We start from the raw sequence: 19277 nt of genomic DNA, 5'->3' as shown, positions 1-19277 counted from the left end.
CTTTGGGTGTTAGATTTTGAATTTTGCTATAGAGCAAACTTATAGGATAAGGTAATTTAATTTGTCTTTATCTTGCCTTCTTTGCCGACTATTTTTTAGCGCTTGTATAGTTCTTTTTCAGCAATAAGACAGTTCTGCTGTAAATCTTTTTGCAATTTCAAATATGGACACAACCTTGCCCAGCTTTTAGACATCAAACCTAGAAGGGAGCTTTTGGGGTTTTGGCAAACTTTGGTCAATCACTCTTTATATAAAAGGTTTTAATATGACTCCTTGTTTAGCCGGGCTACGCCAACAGATCTTCGGTATTTCATTAAAAGAAACAACCTTTGCCCAGAGATGTTTTCATCAGGGAGATGCGCGATCGCAACAGCGATTAGAGCAGATTGGGGAAATATTTTTGTTTGGCTATCATACGGCACTTAGATATGACCGTTCAGAGGTATTAGCGCATCAGCTCAACCAAGTTGAACTTGAATTACGTGGGTTTGCCTTTGAAGGAGCCGCAATGGGGCTGGCTCTCCAAGATGCCCTAATCCCTTGGAGGCGGAATCGCCTGCATAATTTTCTAGCAGGACCTGGAGCCGCACACGTATACATGGTGCATGTAGGAGTTGGTTGGGTTCTGGCTCGACTGCACCAACGGGTTAAACCATTTCTACAGCGTTTAGATCCGTTATTAGGGTGGCTAACAGTCGATGGATACGGCTTCCATGAAGGCTATTTTCACTGGCAATGGGCTGTGGCAGAACAAATAGTGCCAAATCGGTTGTCTGGTTATGCCTGTAGAGTTTTCGATCAAGGTCTAGGGCGGAGTTTGTGGTTTATCGATGGTGGGGATGTTGCGCGAATTCCTGTCACAATCTCGCAATTCCCTACAGCACGACAGGCCGACCTTTGGAGTGGTGTCGGGCTTGCTTGTGCTTATGCTGGGGGTGTAGAGCGCGCAGGAATCGAAGCATTAAGGCAATCAGCAGGGATTTATCTGCCTTGCATAGCGCAGGGGGCTGTTTTTGCCGCGAAAGCCCGTCAAAACGCTGGTAATTCATCAGAATACACAGAAATCGCCTGTGAAGTTCTGTGTGATTGTTCTGCTAACGCCGCCGCTAAGATAGCTGACATTGCCCTAGAACAACTCCCCATAGGAACAGAGCCAGCGTATGAAATCTGGCGGCGAAGGATTCAAGCACAGTTTGCCATCAAACAAGTCCAGCCATATATGAATTCATGCAGATAGCACTATATATCTGATTTCCCTAATTTCTAAAGAAATATGGGTGTGGGGAGGAAAAAGTAACTAGATCTAGGATAGTGCGTTGCGCTTGGCGACAACACACCCGACCAAGTAAAAGAGATTTTATTTACAGTCACTCTTTGGTGAAGCTGTATGAGTTTTATAAAAAGCTTTGTTTGGCATCATACAAGGCGTTTGGTAGCGATCGCGCTGATTGTGACGTTATTCTATTTTGCTCAACTGCCAGATTTATCTGCTCCAGAACGAGGGGCGATCGCCAGTCGATTTCGCTTCACTCGTTTACCATTACCAGAATTAACAGGACAATCATTGCAATTTGTGCGGGCAGTGCATCCTAGTTTAGAACGCCACGCCGCCTGGACTTCTTCAGTTGGTGCAGCCGTTGCCCTCAACGACTTGGATAAAGACGGGTTGGCAAATGATGTTTGCTACGTCGATCCCAGAGTAGATCGAGCGATCATCGCTCCCGTACCTGGAACACCCAACCGTTATCAACCATTTGCCTTGACTCCTGGTTTACTCTCCTACGAATCAAGCGTCATGGCTCCAATGGGGTGCTTAATCGAGGATCTAAATGAAGATGGTTGGCTGGATCTGCTGGTTTATTACTGGGGCAGAACCCCGATCGCCTACCTGCGAAGAGAAACAGACAAACTGGCCCTAACTAATAGTAACTACGTACAACGCGAGATTGTACCCAAGAGTGAACGTTGGTATACCAATGCTGCCACCCTGGCTGATTTAGACGGGGATGGACATACCGATTTAATCGTCGGCAACTACCACCCAGATGGAGCGCGAATTCTGGACGCGAAAGCCACCGGACGCGAACATATGCAGCATTCGATGTCGCGAGCGAGGAATGGCGGACGCAAGCATTTGCTGTTATGGACAGGAGCAACAGCAGGGGTAGAGCCAACAGTGCAGTTTCAAGAAATCGAGGGAGTTCTGGACGAGACTGTAGCCAATAGTTGGACGCTGGCTGTGGGAGCAGCAGATCTCGATGGCGATCTTTTACCTGAAATCTATTTTGCTAATGATTTTGGCCCCGATCGCCTGCTACACAATCGCTCTCAACCAGGGGAACTGCACTTCGCCATCTTGTCAGGCAAGAAAAATCTAACCACTGCCAACTCCAAAGTTTTAGGTCACGACAGCTTTAAAGGAATGGGGGTAGATTTTGGAGATATCAACAGTGATGGTTTATTAGATATTTATGTCAGCAACATTGCTGCGGAATATGCCTTGGAAGAAAGCCACTTTCTGTTTCTCAACACCGGCAAGAGAATACAGCAAGGTGTCGCGCCCTACATTGACCGCAGCGAGCAATTAGGATTGTCGCGCAGTGGCTGGGCGTGGGAAGCCAAATTTGGTGACTTTGACAACGATGGAACCTTAGAAGCACTGCAAGCAACGGGTTTTGCTAAAGGGAATGTCAACCGTTGGCCTGAGTTGCACGAACTAGCAATGGGTAACGATCAACTCCTGAGTGATTCGCGCAGTTGGGCCAGATTGCAACCGGGTGACGATTTAAGCGGTCATCAGCATAATCCGTTCTTTGTACGTGCCAAAAATGGTCGCTATTACGATTTGGCAAAGGAACTAGGACTAGATGAAACTTCGGTCAGTCGGGGAATTGCCACTGCTGATGTTGATGGAGATGGTGACTTAGATTTTGCTGTAGCCAACCAGTGGGAACCTTCTTACTTTTACCAGAATCAAAGCTCGCAAACGAAAGCATTTTTAGGACTGCATCTTCTCCGGGTACTGGATTCATCTGCCAGCACCACTACTTATCCAGGGCATCCAGGAGCAAAAACTTTTGCACAGCCTGCAATTGGTGCTACAGCAACCGTATATCTCCCAGATGGACGACAACTCGTCGCTCAGGTAGATGGTGGCAACGGGCATTCAGGAGTACGCAGTACAGACTTGCACTTTGGACTCGATCGCTCGTCTTTGGATACACCAGTGCGAGTTGATTTACGCTGGCGCAATTTGCGTGGACAGGTGTGCGAACAGACATTGCACCTGCAACCTGGTTGGCACACAGTCCTGCTGAGTGGATTAGCAGAAAAGGAGATTTAATGGTGACGACGGATAGCTGGAATCAAACCAACCGATTAGCAGGATTGCGACGCTTTGCGACCGCGATTACGATCCTCAACATTCTGGGGCACACTGTTCTAGGTTTTGAGCAATCCTGGGTACAGCCGCTTGTGGCATTGGGCACGGCTTACAGTATGGAGATACTGCTGGAGTTGATAGACGCTTCTGTAAAGCAACGCCAGCCCCAGTTCGCCCAGGGTGGGCTAGGCAAATTCGTTGATTTTCTGCTCCCTGCTCACATTACTGGGCTAGCAGTTGTGATGCTACTGTACGCTAACGAACGGTTGCTGCCGATCGCTTTTGCAGTTGCCGTAGCCATTGGCTCAAAAGCCATCTTCCGCACTCCTGTCGGCAAAAGTTACCGCCATTTCTTCAATCCCTCCAACTTTGGTATTAGTGTGACGCTGTTGCTCTTTCCCTGGGTGAGCATTGCTCCTCCCTATCAATTCACGGAGAACCTTGATGGAATTGGGGATTGGCTCTTACCGGGAATCATCGTTGTTTCTGGTACCTTTCTCAATGCTCGCTTCACCCATCGCTTACCCCTAATTGCTGCCTGGTTGAGTGCCTTTATTCTCCAAGCAGCGTTCCGCAGCATCCTCTTCGCTACGCCCCTGACTGCGGCCTTACTACCGATGACAGGCGTAGCATTTATTCTCTTCACCTTTTACATGGTTACAGACCCTGGTACAACACCCAGCCAATTACACAGTCAAATCTTATTTGGCTTAGCTGTTGCGGTTGTGTATGGGTTGCTGATGATCACTCACATCGTCTTTGGATTGTTCTTCGCTCTCACCATTGTCTGTACTCTCCGGGGGCTTGGTCTTTACCTGCAAGCGTTGGCTACTCCAGTGCAGGCTATTCTACTGCCGACACCCGCATCCGTAGGAGAACTTTGAATATGAAACCCGCAATTACTATTGTTGGCATGGCTTGTCAGTACCCCGATGCTCGTTCTCCGGCAGAGCTATGGGAAAATGTCTTGGCTGGGCGTCGCGCCTTCCGACGCATACCCTCCGATCGCTTACGCTTGGAAGATTATTTCTCTAGCGATCACAACACGCCAGATGCTACCTACGCTACCCAAGCCGCCCTGATAGAAGGCTATGAATTTGATCGGGTGGGTTTTCGGGTGGCAGGCAGCACCTACCGTTGTGCTGATTTAGTCCACTGGCTAGCATTGGATGTAGCAACTCAAGCACTCGCTGATGCTGGATTTCCCCAAGGTCAAGGTTTACCGCGTCAAACCACCGGAGTAGTACTGGGAAACACGCTCACAGGTGAATTTTCCCGCACCAATTTGTTGCGTCTGCGCTGGCCCTATGTACATCGTGTGGTGGAAGCTGCCTTGGTTAATCAGAACTGGCCACATCAGCAGCGCCAGGAATTTTTGCAAGCCCTGGAAACGCAGTACAAAGCCCCCTTCCCGCCAGTGGGTGAAGAAACCCTGGCAGGTAATCTATCGAACACCATTGCCGGGCGGATCTGCAATTACTACGACCTCAAAGGCGGCGGCTATACGGTGGATGGAGCTTGTAGTGCTTCACTGCTCGCCGTTGCTACTGCCTGCTCAGCCCTGGTAAATGGCGATTTAGACGTGGCGCTGGTAGGTGGAGTGGATGTGAGTATCGACCCATTTGAGATCATCGGGTTTGCGAAAGCGGGCGCTCTGGCAACGGAGGAAATGCGCGTCTACGATGCCCGTTCTGCTGGTTTCATTCCTGGCGAAGGCTGTGGTTTTGCCGTACTCATGCGCGATCAAGACGCAGTGGACCAACATCGCCGCATCTACTCGCTGATTCGTGGTTGGGGTATTTCATCGGATGGCAACGGGGGAATGACTCGCCCCGAAGTCGAGGGTCAGCTTTTAGCAGTACAGCGCGCTTATACCCGTGCTGGGTTTGGGATTGACACAGTTGCTTATTTTGAGGGACATGGTACAGGAACGACAGTGGGAGATGCCACCGAACTGCAAGTCCTCTCCCGTGCCCGTCGGGAAGTTGGTGAGCATACTCCACCTGCGGCGATCGGCTCGATCAAGGCCAATATCGGTCATACCAAGGCAGCAGCAGGGATTGCCGGACTGATCAAAGCTACCTTGGCAATTCATAACCAGGTGTTGCCACCTACCACAGGTTGTGAGCAGCCCCATCCGGAACTCACAGGCGAGCATCCTGCTTTACGACGGTTAACAACTGGCGAACTGTGGTCATTGGATGCCCCACTTCGGGCGGGTGTGAGTGCAATGGGCTTTGGCGGAATTAACACCCATATTGTTTTGGAAGGTGTGGCAAGCGATCGCCGACAAAACCTCAGCCCTCAAGAGCGCGTTTTGTTATCATCTGCCCAAGATGCAGAGTTGTTGTTACTTGGTGCAGAGGATACTACCCAGTTGCAGCAGCAAGTAGAACGCTTACTCAGCTTTGCTGCCAAACTTTCTCGCTCCGAACTCACGGATCTGGCCGCGCAACTCGCCCATAACTTAGGTAATTCACGCTATCGTGCGGCAATTTTAGCTATAAATGCTTTGCAGCTAGAAGCTAGTTTAAAAACCTTGCATTCCTGGCTAGACAACGGTGTAACCACTCGGTTAGATGCTGATGCCGGGATATTTTTAGGTATAGGAACGCACAAACCCAGTATCGGCTTTCTCTTCCCCGGACAAGGCTCACCGATCTACCTGAATGGGGGAGCTTGGGAGCGTCGGTTTGCATCGGTGCGATCGCTCTACGAACAAGCAAATTTGCCGCAAGACAGCTGTAACCTTTCTACACTTGTCGCACAACCTGCGATCGTTACTGCTTCAATGGCTGCGCTGCCCATCCTAGAGACGCTGGGAGTGAAGGCGAACATGGCGATCGGACACAGCCTGGGCGAACTAACGGCGCTGCACTGGGCTGGCGCGTTTGATCAAGCAACGCTACTGCGGATTGCCACAGTACGCGGACGGGCGATGGCAACTTTAGGTAGTTCAACGGGCGCAATGGCAAGTATCCAGGCAGCACCACCTCTAGTTGAGGAGTTAATCCTGGATACTGGCCCAGCTAATTGGCATAGTAAAGCTTATGCAACCAATACCATCACCCATCCGACCGCGATCGCAGGGTTTAACTCGCCGCGTCAGACAGTTATTTCTGGAGAAGCGACGGCAGTAGCAGCGATTGTCGCTAAAGCTCAAGCCTTGGGACTGAAAGTAGTTCAACTGCCCGTTTCCCATGCATTCCACTCTCCCCTAGTAGCGGCAGCTGCCCAACCTTTAGCAAATCATTTAGTAGATGAGGAAATTCACTCGTTACAACGGTTGGTAGTTTCAACGGTAACGGGTTCGCCGCTTGCATATGATGCAGATCTGCGAGAACTCCTCTACCGCCAGGTCACTTCTCCTGTCCGGTTTATGGAGGCAGTTAGCAACGCTGTGGCAGATGTCGATCTCTGGCTCGAAGTTGGACCGGGTCGAGTCTTGAGTGGACTGGTGAGTGAATTGGTTGACACTCTAGTTATACCCCTCGATGTCAGTAGTAATTCACTCAAAGGCTTATTGCAAGCCGTTGCAGCTGCCTTTGTTCTAGGAACACCAATTCACCACAAAGCGCTATTTGCGGATCGATTTACGCGATCGCTTTCTCTGGATTGGCAACCGAAGTTTTTTGCCAATCCCTGTGAGTTAGCACCGCTACCTGAATCCGTAACAGAGCATATAAGCACGGAAAACGAGGCAAGTCATCCTGAACCAATAGAAGCTACAGATCGCATCTCCACCAACTCAGAACTTTCTGCCTGCGATCTAGTCCGCCAACTTGTAGCTGAACGCGCTGAACTGCCTCTATGTGCCGTGAACAACGATAGTCGCCTCTTGAGTGACCTACATTTGAATTCGATTACAGTGGGGCAGCTAGTCGCTCAAGCCGCGCGGTGTCTTGGCTTGTCACCACCCGTTGCCCTCACAAACTACGCAGATGCAACAGTAAGTGAAATTGTCCAAGCATTGGCAGAACTGGCTCAAACCGGAAAATCGGTATCGACTGATAACGACAAATACCCGCCATCCGGGATTGATGCTTGGATACGCCCTTTTACTGTTGAGCTAGTCGAGCGTACCCTACCCCATCGTCACTTCTCACCAAATGCAGTTGGAACCTGGCAAATTATTGCACCACCAGAGCATCCTTTGGCAAATTCCTTACAGGAAGCATTCAATCTATGTGAAGGTAATGGTGTGGTTGTGTGTTTGCCACCACAGCCGGATGTTTCTCACATCCATCTTTTGCTGACAGGCGCTCGGATTGTATTAGCAAAAACCCCTACACAGTTTGTGCTTGTGCAGCATGACAACAGTGGCGGAGGCTTTGCCCGCACACTTCATTTAGAGGCATCGAATCTGACTACGTGTGTGGTCAACGTGCCGATAAATCATCCCCAGGCGGCAAAATGGGTACTGGCAGAAGCAAAAGCAGCGATCGCTTATTCTGAGGCGCATTATGATGATTTGGGAAGAAGACACGAGCTAATGCTCAAAGTTTTACCCCAGTTAGAAACATCTACTGAACTTCCCCTGAAATCAGATGATGTGTTGCTAGTTACGGGTGGTGGTAAAGGAATTACCGCCGAATGTGCCTTTTCCTTAGCCAAAGATACGGGAGTGCGTTTGGTGTTGTTGGGGCGATCGCAGCCAGATCAAGATCCTGAACTTTTGACCAATCTCGACCGTATGACGGCGGCGGGCATTGAATTTCGCTACATTGCCACCGATATTACTGATGCAGTTGCAGTTCGATCAGCCATTCAAACAGCAGAAGCAGCATTCGGTTCCATCTCCGCGATTTTACACGGTGCTGCCCGCAATGTGCCGCAACGGTTGAGTAACTTGGATCAACCCGATTTTCTCCAAACCCTTGCTCCCAAGGTTCAGGGTTTGGAGAATGTGCTGGCCGCAGTCAATCCAGACCATTTGCGACTGTTGATAGCCTTCGGTTCAATTATTGCCCGCACAGGCTTACCCGGTGAAGCGGACTATGCCCTAGCAAATGAATGGCTAGTACGTCTAGTTGAACGCTGGCAGGCAGATCATCCTGATTGTGGCTGCCTGACTATCGAGTGGTCAATCTGGTCTGAGGTGGGAATGGGTTCGCGTTTGGGCAGTATAAATACTCTCTTGCGGCAGGGAATTACGCCGATCTCGACAGATCGAGGCATTGCCATGCTATATCACCTACTGACTCAGCCATTCTCTAGCAATTCAACGATCGTGACTGGGCGTTGCGGTGGACTCCCGACACTTCAGCTAGAGCAACCAGACCTGCCATTACGGCGTTTTCTAGAACAGCCACAAATCTATTATCCTGGTGTAGAACTTGTAGCTGATGCCACCCTATCCACAGCAACCGACCTTTATCTGAATGATCATCAGTTTCAGGGTGAACGAGTGTTTCCCGCCGTCTTGGGACTAGAGGCAATGGCACAGGTAGCTATGGCATTGGCAAGAACAGAGCAACCACCGATGTTTGAGCAGGTAAAGTTTGATCGCCCCGTTGTTGTTAGCGAATCCACACCTTTGAAAATTCGGATTGTTGCTTTAATGTATAAGCCGGGACACATAGAAGTAGCACTCAGAAGTGAGCAGACTGCATTTGGAGTCGATCACTTCCGAGCCACCTGTTGGATGGGTAAACAGGAATCAGAGATTGGTCAACTATCCACCCATGCGCCGAAATGGGCATCTGTCGCCGACTTTGTGACGCTGAATCCAAACCGGGATCTTTATGGTCGCCTCCTCTTCCATCAAGGGCGATTTCAGCGATTGTCTCGTTATCGGCAACTGAGAGCGAAAGAGTGTCTGGCTGAAATTGCACCAGATCAAGGCAGTCATTGGTTTAGCTCTTATTTGCCTGCACATTTAGTTTTGGGCGATCCCGCTGCACGAGATGCAGCCGTTCATGCTTTGCAAGCCTGCATTCCCCAGGCAACGCTTTTGCCGATCGCAGTCGAGCGATTGGAATTGAGTAGTCTACCCAGTACAGAGCCACAATTTGTCTATGCCAAAGAGCGATCGCATGACGGGGACACTTTCATTTACGACCTAGAAATTTTCGATCGCTCAGGTCAAATTCTAGAACGCTGGCAGGGATTACAGATCAAAGTGATTCACTCAACAGAATTAGAAAATCCTTGGGTCGAATCACTGCTAGGCCCCTATCTGGAACGGCGAATTCAGCAACTGGTTCCGCTAGCTGATATCACCGTTATAGTTGATTGCGATCCTGCTGTAGAAAGACGAGTACGCAGCGATCGCGCCATTCAACAAGCTATTGGCTCAAAATTACCAATCTGGCGGCGATCGGACGGCAAGCCAGAAGTATTAGGTGGTCAGCAAGTCTCTGTGTCCCATACCGAAGCTTTAACCATAGCCGTCGCTGGACAAGGTGCAATTGGCTGTGATGTTGAACCCGTAGTTCCTCGTCCTGTCTCCGTCTGGCAAGACCTGCTGGGCACAGAGAGATTCAAACTAGCACAAATCATTCATCAGGAGTGGGGAGAAGACCAGAATACTGGTGCTACTCGGATTTGGACGGCAATTGAATGTCTCAAGAAAGCTGGTGCGATCTCAACTGCCCCCCTCATACTCGTTAATTCAAGGCTTGGTAACGATCAAGTTTTGCTGGAATCAGGAAACTTGCAGATTTTTACCTTTGGCATATCCGTGCAGACCTCTGCCCACAAACTAGTTTTTGCCGTACTTCTCAACAAACAATAACAGGACTTATACCAATTCTCTGTAAACTTGCACTGAACAAAATCGTATTCTCTTTTTTTCTTTCTTTCTTTGAGTTCTTTGTGTCCTACCCTGCCTTAAGCCGTGATCGCGTCTATGTGGTTCGTTTTTTCTTTATCGAACCACATAGAACGCAAAGGACACGAAGTAATAAGACTTTCTGAGAGGAATGGCACTAAGAAAAAGTGAAATCCTTGCCTGGACTGGGTGTTGGGGGTAGGGTGCAGGGTGTAGGGAAGAATAAAGAGTTTCTAGAAATCAGTGCCAACATAAATAAATCTTCAACTCACTACACCCGACACCCGACACCCCACACCCAAAAGCCTTATAGGTAATGGGTTTGCCGTTATCTTAGTGCCATTCCTTTCTGAGAGTTCTTGCATAAGTCCGAAATAATTCGCAGCTAAACCTAACAAAGGATACTTGCCATGACAAATACCAGAAGTTTGCCCAGAAACTCCACATCAGCAATTTTTCAATCTCTGATCCATACCCTAAACGGACGTTGGCATCGACGAGCTATGCAGATTTTTATGCTTGTTATCCTTGCTCATTTGCTTGAACACTTGTTGCAGGGATTTCAGCTTTGGGTACTGCACTGGCCCAGGCCCCAATGTCTAGGCGCATTAGGACTATTCTATCCCTGGTTAGTGCAATCGGAGTGGTTGCACTACGGTCATGCTCTGTTTATGCTCCTGGGTTTGGTATTGTTGCGTCCAGCCATCACCATTAGACAGGCACTTTTCTGGTGGAACGTTGCCTTTATCATCCAATTCTGGCATCACATTGAACACGCCTTATTACTAGGTCAGTCACTAATCCACAACAACCTATATGAATTTGCTGTGCCAGTTAGTATTGCACAGATCATCTCCCAATACTTTAGCGATCGCCCTTTTACTGGACAACCTTGGCTACCTAGAATCGAACTGCATCTTTTCTACAACCTGATCGTGCTGATACCGATGCTGATCGCCCTACGCTACCATCGTTTTCCGCCAGATGGTGATGTTGAAGTCGGTTAATCGCCAACATAGGGTACAAAAAACTTAATCTTAAAGGAAAGCGATGAAAGCATATGAATATCTGCACATTGTCAGCTTTGAAGAAACTAACCTCGTCGGTAATGTGTACTACGTAAATCACCTGAAATGGCAAGGGCGTTGTCGTGAGATGTTTCTGAGAGATCATGCCCCTACAGTTTTGAAAGAGTTATCTCAAGGTCTTGCCTTAGCAACTGTTCAAGTGTCTTGTGAGTATTTTGCCGAACTTTCTGCCTTCGATACCATCGCCATTCGTATGCGCCTGAAGGAACTTACCCAAAATCGAGTTACTATGCTCTTTGAATACTGGAGGCTTACGAGTAGTCACGAAGAATTGATCGCTCGTGGTGAGCAACAAGTAGCCTGCATGAAACGAGAAGGAGAGCGAATGCTGCCAACAGCTGTGCCAGCTGCACTAAGGGAAGCTTTGCAGCCTTATGTTGAAACCAAGGTACTTAATTGAGTAAACAGCGATCGCAAAAATTTCAAATGTCGTTGCAAGTATAGGGAGATTCATATGCTAGTGGAGCATTTGTCATCTGCTACCAACTGCCGAGAAAGTACCGCATTGTTACGATGTCAGGCAACTGAACGAGTCATCCTAGCCATGCATAAACGATTAGATGAAACACTTTCCCTACAGGACATGGCAGAAATTGCCGCCCTTAGTCCTTATCATTTCAATCGTATATTTCGTCAGGTTACAGGCATCCCACCTTCCCAATTTCTCTATACACTGCGCCTGGAAGCTGCTAAAAGACTCCTCCTGACTACTCAACTGAGTGTGACTGAAATCTGTTACGAGGTGGGCTATAACAGTTTGGGTACTTTTATCACTCGTTTTACCCAACTGGTGGGTTTATCACCCGGTCAGCTACGGAAGTTGTCAGTAGAACTCATACCCTACGTTCACAACTTGTCTGAAGATGCCTGTCAAATCAACCCCATTGTTCCCTCAACCTTGGGATTGACTGGCCAAGTTAAGGCTCCAGATGACCACGTAGGACTGATCGCCATTGGTTTTTTTTCAACACCAATTCCTCAAGGGCAACCGATCGCTTGTACCCTTTTAACCGCACCTGGCCATTTCCAGGTTTCTTTACCCGATGGGTTTTATTATCCATTCGCTGCGGCTTTTCCCAGGTCAGAGAATCCAATTACTGCTTGGTTGAACAATGCAATACTACAGGGAATGGCGAGTCCCATTCTTGTGCGTGGCGGTCAGGTGAGTGGTAATGCAGATATCACCCTGCATTCCGCCCAACTCACTCATCCACCTCTTTTACTAGCCTTACCGTTCTTGCTTGCTCAGTATGGGGCAAGTCAATCGGGAACGTTGCCTAAAAAACTTCGAGCCAAGCAGAATAAGCAATTTCAAAGAAGCAGCTACTCTACCTGTTAGTAATATCATAAGCGTGAAAACCAATGATGGGATTGCAAACTGGTAATTGTTTTCCTGCTCAGTCGTACCTCAAGAACAGTGCATTTCCAAAATCTATCCACTTGTGATGCCACTAATACAAGTAGTCTCATGGTCAGGGCGGAAGTAGGATATGTAACTCACTTCAATAGGAGAAAAGCAACCAATGGCAATTGACCTTTGTAATAAATCAAATCTACAGCAAGCATCTCCACCAACAGAAAAGAAGCAACCTGGAAATGGGCTAAATGATGTTCCGGTTGTGCTTCATACTCCTGAACAGCGCAAAGTTCTTGAAGTTGCTTACCAATCAACACTCAACTATACAGAACCTCGCTACATCGTTGGTGATCCAGCAGCTTGGGCAAGTGATTTTGGCTATGCCCTCGATCGCATAGCCATGCGGCTTGACTCACGTCCTAATCAGGAGTTGCAACGACAAGCACTTAGCCATCCCGATCCTGTGATGCGAGAACAGGCATTGTATGAGTATGTCGATCGCAATGAAACTGATGCAATTGAATTACTCTGTCAGGTAGTTGAACACGATGCTGATCGTGAGGTGCGCTGGGATGCACTTTGGGCAATTGAAAAACTAGGTGGTATTCAATCGATTCAAGCACTGCAAAAGTTCTCTCAGGATGCCGATCCAGAAATTGCAGAATGGGCAAAATTGTTTATCTCAGAATTGCAAACTGGCGATCCAGCCTTCGACAATCGCCACTGTCGCTACACGCCCGCACGAACCTTTGATGAAACGATTTTCCTATTGATTCACTGCGATTTGTATATTCGACTGGATGCCACAAATCAACGGTGGGGCAAGTTGTCCCTGGCACCCCAAGGTCTGGCAAGGGTCTACGGACAGGCTCATGCTTGTCCAAATGTCGAAACCCGTGAACGACAGTTAGTCATTGCTAAGGCTATTTCTGGACTACACGCCGATGGCAGTTTACACATCGATAACTACCTATTCCGGGGCTTTACAGAAAGAACCCGTCCTGATCGGGGCAATTTCTACTTTGAGTCGCAAGTGCAGCGACCCTTTTACCTGTCTGGTCGGGCAGATGATGCATCCCAGGGTGTACGGGATGCTCTGATTGGGTTTGCACGACAAGGCTGCTGGTATTTAGACAACCGCTTCCAGATTCGGGGTGCAGACGCGATTCGCTATGTGCGCGGACGCTTCCAAGGTTGGGGTTACACCAATCTGCAACAGTTGGCGGGCAAATCGTTAGAAGACATTCTCCGACCGGGAAATGGCATTCTCTCAACATTACACGATCCTGTTACAGGTCCACTCACCAATGTGTTTATCTCTGGCACGTTCAAAGGCAAGCTGAACGATTGGGATGAGGATGGTTACATAGACCTGAATTCACGCAATGTTTACTCCACAACGGAAGGTGAACTAGATAGCGATATGGATGGCATTCCAGATCAGCCTGGTGTGTCCTGCTGTAGTGGAAGCAGTTGATCTGAAGTATTCAACTACAGATTTTCTGCAACAATCACTTACACAGGGAGAAATTACTTTGACTACAATCTTTGAGCCGTCCGCATCGGTTGCTCAAGCCCCCCAATTCAACATGGATATGGCAAAGGCTTCAGCATTCATGAATCGAGTCATGGCAGACCTGAGTGGTACATTGGTGAGCATTCTGTGTAGCCTGGGAGATCGCTTAGGTCTATTCAAAGCTTTAGCAGCGTATGGGCCTGTGACTTGTGCCGAGTTTGCTGGTCGGGCGGGAATTAATGAACGTTATGCGCGCGAGTGGCTGAGTGCGCTTGCCTGTGCTGGCTATTTGGAATATGACCCATCGACTCAACGTTTCGCCCTGCCTCTCGAACACGCCTTGGTTCTAGCCCAAGAACGAGGCATGATGTTTATGGGTGGTGCATATCAACAAATACCGGGACTTATGGCTGTTCTGGATCAAGTTGCCCAAGCATTTCGTCACGGTGGAGGCATACCCCAGTCGTCCTACAACCGGGATTTGCGCCAAGGCATGGAGCGTATGAGTGCGACTTGGTTCGAGAATTTGCTGGTACAGCAGTGGCTACCGACGGTTCCCGATGTGTTATCCAAACTCGATCGCGGTATTCAGGTTGCAGACATTGGCTGTGGCGGGGGGTGGGCGCTGATCAAACTCGCTCAAGCGTTTCCCAATTCTCGTTACGTTGGCTATGATGGCTTTGCTTTGGCGATTGATGTGGCAACAGCCAATGCAAATTCTGCTGGTATGAGCGATCACGTGCGGTTTGAGCAACGGAACGTCATGGCTGGGCTGCCAGATCAGTATGATCTGATCACAACTTTTGATTCGGTTCACGATTTTGCCAACCCACTTCAGGGATTGCAAGCAATTCGGCAATCCCTGCGGCCTGATGGAACTTATTTGCTACTAGAAATGAACTGTGCGGACAAGCTGGAAGAGAACTTTGGCCCCGCAGGCACGATTTTGTATAGTACCAGTGTGCTTTACAACACGCCCGTTTCTCTCGCTGATGGCGGTGCTGGGTTGGGTACGATGGGGCTACCAGAGTCTAAAATTCGCCAACTTTGCACGGAGGCAGGTTTTAGCAGCATTCGGCGATTACCAATTGAAAATCCATTTAACATCCTGTATGAGGTAAAACCCTAATCAAATCTCCGTGAGCGCAATTCATCCTGGCTCAACTAGCCTGATTCCCGGCCCATCTCCTTTACCTGTGCTGGGTGGATATGGTAATTTGCTGCCATTCATGCGCGATCCGATCGCGCAAATGCACAGTTTACACCAGCGTTATGGAGAAATTGTTGGGCTGGCAGCAGGTACACCTCAGATTGTGTTTGTTTTTTCGCCTGAGTACAACCAGTTGGTACTTGGTAATACCAGTCTGTTTTACGCGCGCGATGCCAAATCCTTGCCCATCAAAGTTCCTGAAAATAGCCCTCTCTCACGTCTGTTTGCAGGGCTACATCAAATGAATGGTGTCAAGCACGAACAGCAACGGCGATTAATTATGCCCGCTTTCCATCCCCAGCGAATAGCCAGCTATCGGGATGACATTGTTGTTTTGGTTGAGCAGACATTGAGCAATTGGCAAATTGGGCGATCACTCAATCTTTGCGATGAACTGCGGCAACTCATGCTCAAGATTGCCATCAAAACTCGGCTAGGACTCGATCCAGCACAGGAAGGCGCGGAAATTGGCTACCTGCTAGAATCCTGGATGAATCTGGTTTTTTCCATCCCGGCACTGCTACTGCCATTTAATATTCCAGGTCTACCTTACTACCGTCTGTTAGTTACTTCTGAGCGTTTGGAGCGTGAAATTCAAGCAATCATCCACCACAAGCGAACCAGTCAAACAGATCAAGGAGATGCGCTGTCCATGCTCATGCAAGCGCATGACGAAAACGGCACGCAGTTAACGGATGACGAATTAATTGGACAAACTGCCGCTTTATTTGTCGCTGGGCACGACATTACTACTAGAGTGCTGACCTGGACATTGTTTCTGCTTTCTCAGCATCCTGGTGTCATGGCTGATCTGCTAGATGAATTGGCAGGCAAGCTGCACGGCCATGCACCTACAGTAGAGCAGTTGAGCCAATTGCAGCTACTGGAGTGGGTGATTAAAGAAAGTATGCGCTTGTTGCCTCCGGTGCTTTGGTGGAGCCGGATCAGCACTGCGCCTTGTCAACTGGGACTGTATGCAATTCCTCAAGGAGCCGCTATAATTGTCAGCCACTATATTACTCACCGTCTCCCAGATGTCTACCCTCAGCCCAACAAGTTTCTTCCACAACGCTGGCAAAACATTAATCCTGGGCCTTACGAATACATCCCCTTTTCTGCTGGCCCGCGGATGTGTCCAGGAACTGCATCTGCCATGCTGGAGATGAAGCTAGTGTTATCAATGCTTTTACAGCGATATCATTTGACCTTACCTGCCAAAACCAGGATTGATCGCAGTGGATTAATGTTGTCAGCACCAAAGCAAGGATTGCCGATGATTGTAGAACTGCAACGTCGCCAGTTCCGCAAGAATGAAGTATGTGGCAACATCCTCTCTCTGGTTGACTTAGGGTAAAGGATTAACAGAGCAATCACGGGAAAATCCTACAACCAAGCTCCTTCTTCCTCTGTTCCCCATTTTCAAGACAAAGCAATCTGGAAGAAGATGCGATGTCAATTTAGTGAAAACATCATTTCATTGTGCAGAGAAATTCAAACTTCATTAGCTACGCCGAAGAAGGTTACTTTATGATCCTCGAAGAAGCCAACAAAACCGTTGCAGAGATAAACAAACAAATCATCCGTCGTTATGTAGAAACTTGGAATCGAGGTGATTTGAAAGAATTAACTGAATTCTGGTCGCCTAACTTAATTCATCACACACGCACCAATGCTCACGGCTACCAAGACACTCAAAGAATTGTTGGTGCGATCATGGCTGCTTTCCCCGATATGCAGTTTCAAATTGACGATATTCTGGCGGAAGGAGACAAAGTTGTGACGCGTATGACTTGGCGTGGTACGCACTCTGGTACTTACATGGGAGCGCCGCCAACTGAAAAACAAGTCACCTGCACTGTACTTGGGGTTGCTCGTTTGGCTGATGGGAAAATTGTGGAACATTGGGGTGTGACAGATGAACTGTACATGATGCAACAAATGGGATTACTGCCAGAAGAATTGCTGAGTGCAATGGCGTGATTCGACAGGATGCTGATATGAGCAGTGTGAATGGTGAAAAAAGCAAACGAGCCATGATCATTGGTGCAGGCCCTGGTGGACTAACAGCAGCGATCGCGCTTTCTCAGGCTGGCTTCGAGCCAGTAATTTATGAGCAAGCAAACGAAATGCGCGAAATCGGCTCTGGATTGACTCTTTGGCCTAATGCTATGTGTGCGCTAGAGCAATTAGGGCTGGCTGAAGCAGTACAGGCAGTCAGTCTGCCATTCTCTGGCATTGCCATGCGTTCCTGGCGTGGCGAGTTGTTGTTTGATGTAGTGCATCAGCCAGAGGAAAATTTTGGTGTATATGGTGTTGCCATTCACCGGGCAGAATTACTTAATGTGCTGTTAGGGGCGCTCAACCGCACAGCAATTACCTTTGGCACTCGCTGCATAAGTTATCACCAGGATGATCAGCAGGTGAGTGCTATTTTTGATCGCGGCTTAGAAGTCAGTGGAGATATTTTAATTGGTGCAGATGGAATTAAATCGGTAATCCGGGCGCAATTGTTTAAGGCGACACCATTACAATATGCAGGATATACCGTGTGGCGAGGTGTCACCCAATTCAAACTTGGAAACCTGATTGGGTTAACATCTTTGGGACGAGGCGCACAATTTGGGCTGTTTCCTATGACTCAAGATCGAGTATATTGGTTTGCCTGTGCCAACGCACTCGCAGGCGATCTCGATTGGGATGTGGGGCGTAAACAGGAACTTCTAGAACGATTTAGAGATTGGCATGAACCAATCGCAGCAGTGATTGCAGCAACCGATGAATCCGCAATTCTTCGCAATGACATCTACGACCTAGATCCTTTGGAGCAATGGAGTGACAAACGGGTGGTGCTGTTGGGCGATGCTGCCCATCCAGCTACACCAAATCTGGGTCAAGGTGTCTGTCAGGCGATCGAAGATGCCGTAGTCTTAAAGAACTGTTTACAAGCAGTTCCTGAGATTGCCTTGGCTTTGAAAGCCTATGAATCTCGACGAATTCCCCGCACGAGTGAGATTGTGATGCAATCAAGGCGGATGGGCCAAATGGGACAATGGAACAATCCCATTTTGTGTTGGTTGCGAAATCAACTGATCAAACGCACACCGGAACTCGTGAGATTTCAGCAGTTGAGCAAAATATTTTCTTTCTAGTCAGTCCCTCATGAGAAAAACCCACAGCCAAGCATGAAAAAGGAATTGGATAAAATCTCTTGCCAATATTACTGGTGTTGTACATATTTTATTTGGTACTTATGATTTACTTAAGTAGGTGGGTGGAATTAATTATAAGATAGAAAAACTGCTAATTAGCTTGTTATGCCTGCCCCTTTACGCATTATTCTGACCCCAGAGGAAGACCGAACCTTAAATGAACTGCGACTTGCTCAGCGCCTTCCTCAAAGAACCCGTGACCGAGCCCATATGTTGCGCCTGAACGCTCAGGGATGGAATGTACCAGCGATTGCAAAGATGTTCGAGTGCCATGCTCATACGGTCAGAGCGACCCTACGGCGATGGGAAAAAGGAGGATTAGGGGGACTGTGGGAAGCCCCAGGACGGGGAGCAAAACCAAAGTGGCAAGCAGGAGACCTGGACTACTTGACGGAGTGTTTGGAGCAAGAGCCCCGAACTTACAATAGTGTGCAATTAGCTCAGAAATTGAAACAAGAGCGCTTAGTGGATTTAAGTAGCGACCGATTGAGAAGATTGCTCAAAAAAAAACTATCGCTGGAAACGAACCAGAAACAGCAATCGTTGCAAACAAGACCCAGTAAAAAAGGCACTTAAGTGTAACGACCTGCAATACTAATCGCTCAAACCTGCAATCAAGACATTTTCAAACCAGGATTAACTGCAACTATAATCACGCTTCAGCCAGGATTAATTGCAACTGAACCAGGATTAAATGCAACCAACCTGCAATCAGGAGTTTGAACCAGGATTATTTGCAACTA

Annotated in this window: 13 protein-coding genes; all 13 read left to right on the top strand. The window is 48.3% G+C overall.

Annotated features, from left to right (window positions below; translation table 11 throughout):
* The first annotated feature begins 265 nt into the window (after positions 1–265).
* Positions 266–1237: a DUF1702 family protein gene (locus HGR01_RS30075; RefSeq protein WP_052335079.1), complete on the top strand. Its 972-nt coding sequence runs from the start codon at positions 266–268 to the stop codon at positions 1235–1237.
* Between the two features lie 150 nt (positions 1238–1387).
* The gene (locus HGR01_RS30070; protein WP_045868541.1) at positions 1388–3343 is read left to right on the top strand and encodes a CRTAC1 family protein; all 1956 of its coding nucleotides are present in this window, start codon (positions 1388–1390) and stop codon (positions 3341–3343) included.
* Positions 3268–4266: an enediyne biosynthesis protein UnbU gene (locus HGR01_RS30065; protein WP_235623012.1), complete on the top strand. Its 999-nt coding sequence runs from the start codon at positions 3268–3270 to the stop codon at positions 4264–4266. The genes HGR01_RS30070 and HGR01_RS30065 overlap by 76 nt, the downstream gene beginning before the upstream one ends.
* A 2-nt stretch (positions 4267–4268) precedes the next feature.
* Positions 4269–10118, top strand: a complete 5850-nt coding sequence (locus tag HGR01_RS30060) for a type I polyketide synthase (RefSeq protein WP_264264160.1) — start codon at positions 4269–4271, stop codon at positions 10116–10118.
* A gap of 446 nt (positions 10119–10564) precedes the next feature.
* Positions 10565–11161 (top strand): hypothetical protein, encoded by a 597-nt coding sequence (locus HGR01_RS30055; RefSeq protein WP_045868543.1) that lies wholly within the window; start codon positions 10565–10567, stop codon positions 11159–11161.
* Between the two features lie 43 nt (positions 11162–11204).
* Positions 11205–11642, top strand: coding sequence for an acyl-CoA thioesterase (locus HGR01_RS30050; RefSeq protein ID WP_045868544.1), 438 nt, complete (start codon positions 11205–11207; stop codon positions 11640–11642).
* A gap of 54 nt (positions 11643–11696) precedes the next feature.
* The gene (locus tag HGR01_RS30045) at positions 11697–12581 is read left to right on the top strand and encodes a helix-turn-helix domain-containing protein (protein ID WP_081583909.1); all 885 of its coding nucleotides are present in this window, start codon (positions 11697–11699) and stop codon (positions 12579–12581) included.
* A gap of 184 nt (positions 12582–12765) precedes the next feature.
* On the top strand, positions 12766–14076 hold the full coding sequence (locus tag HGR01_RS30040) for a HEAT repeat domain-containing protein (protein WP_045868545.1): 1311 nt from the start codon (positions 12766–12768) through the stop codon (positions 14074–14076).
* Complete coding sequence (locus HGR01_RS30035; RefSeq protein WP_052335082.1) at positions 14063–15244, top strand: class I SAM-dependent methyltransferase; 1182 nt, start codon at positions 14063–14065, stop codon at positions 15242–15244. The genes HGR01_RS30040 and HGR01_RS30035 overlap by 14 nt, the downstream gene beginning before the upstream one ends.
* Before the next feature lie 10 nt (positions 15245–15254).
* Positions 15255–16679 (top strand): cytochrome P450, encoded by a 1425-nt coding sequence (locus HGR01_RS30030; protein WP_063749812.1) that lies wholly within the window; start codon positions 15255–15257, stop codon positions 16677–16679.
* Positions 16680–16804: 125 nt separating this feature from the next.
* Entirely contained in the window at positions 16805–17305 is a 501-nt protein-coding gene (locus HGR01_RS30025; RefSeq protein WP_155539024.1) for an ester cyclase, read from the top strand.
* Complete coding sequence (locus tag HGR01_RS30020; RefSeq protein ID WP_052335083.1) at positions 17302–18474, top strand: FAD-dependent monooxygenase; 1173 nt, start codon at positions 17302–17304, stop codon at positions 18472–18474. The genes HGR01_RS30025 and HGR01_RS30020 overlap by 4 nt, the downstream gene beginning before the upstream one ends.
* A gap of 165 nt (positions 18475–18639) precedes the next feature.
* Positions 18640–19110 carry a helix-turn-helix domain-containing protein gene (locus HGR01_RS42005; RefSeq protein WP_045868548.1) on the top strand — a complete coding sequence of 157 codons (471 nt, stop codon included), beginning with the start codon at positions 18640–18642 and terminating at the stop codon, positions 19108–19110.
* Positions 19111–19277: the final 167 nt, after the last annotated feature.

The organism is Tolypothrix sp. PCC 7712, assembly GCF_025860405.1.
GTDB lineage: Bacteria > Cyanobacteriota > Cyanobacteriia > Cyanobacteriales > Nostocaceae > Aulosira > Aulosira diplosiphon.
This window is presented reverse-complemented; position numbering and strand designations above follow the sequence as displayed.

What these genes read in the sequence shown, in the direction of transcription:
- HGR01_RS30055 (WP_045868543.1), top strand. Translation starts at nt 10,565, where the DNA reads ATGACAAATACCAGAAGTTTGCCCAGAAACTCCACATCAGCAATTTTT.
- HGR01_RS30045 (WP_081583909.1), top strand. Translation starts at nt 11,697, where the DNA reads ATGCTAGTGGAGCATTTGTCATCTGCTACCAACTGCCGAGAAAGTACC.
- HGR01_RS30060 (WP_264264160.1), top strand. Translation starts at nt 4,269, where the DNA reads ATGAAACCCGCAATTACTATTGTTGGCATGGCTTGTCAGTACCCCGAT.
- HGR01_RS30050 (WP_045868544.1), top strand. Translation starts at nt 11,205, where the DNA reads ATGAAAGCATATGAATATCTGCACATTGTCAGCTTTGAAGAAACTAAC.
- HGR01_RS30070 (WP_045868541.1), top strand. Translation starts at nt 1,388, where the DNA reads ATGAGTTTTATAAAAAGCTTTGTTTGGCATCATACAAGGCGTTTGGTA.
- HGR01_RS42005 (WP_045868548.1), top strand. Translation starts at nt 18,640, where the DNA reads ATGCCTGCCCCTTTACGCATTATTCTGACCCCAGAGGAAGACCGAACC.
- HGR01_RS30075 (WP_052335079.1), top strand. Translation starts at nt 266, where the DNA reads ATGACTCCTTGTTTAGCCGGGCTACGCCAACAGATCTTCGGTATTTCA.
- HGR01_RS30040 (WP_045868545.1), top strand. Translation starts at nt 12,766, where the DNA reads ATGGCAATTGACCTTTGTAATAAATCAAATCTACAGCAAGCATCTCCA.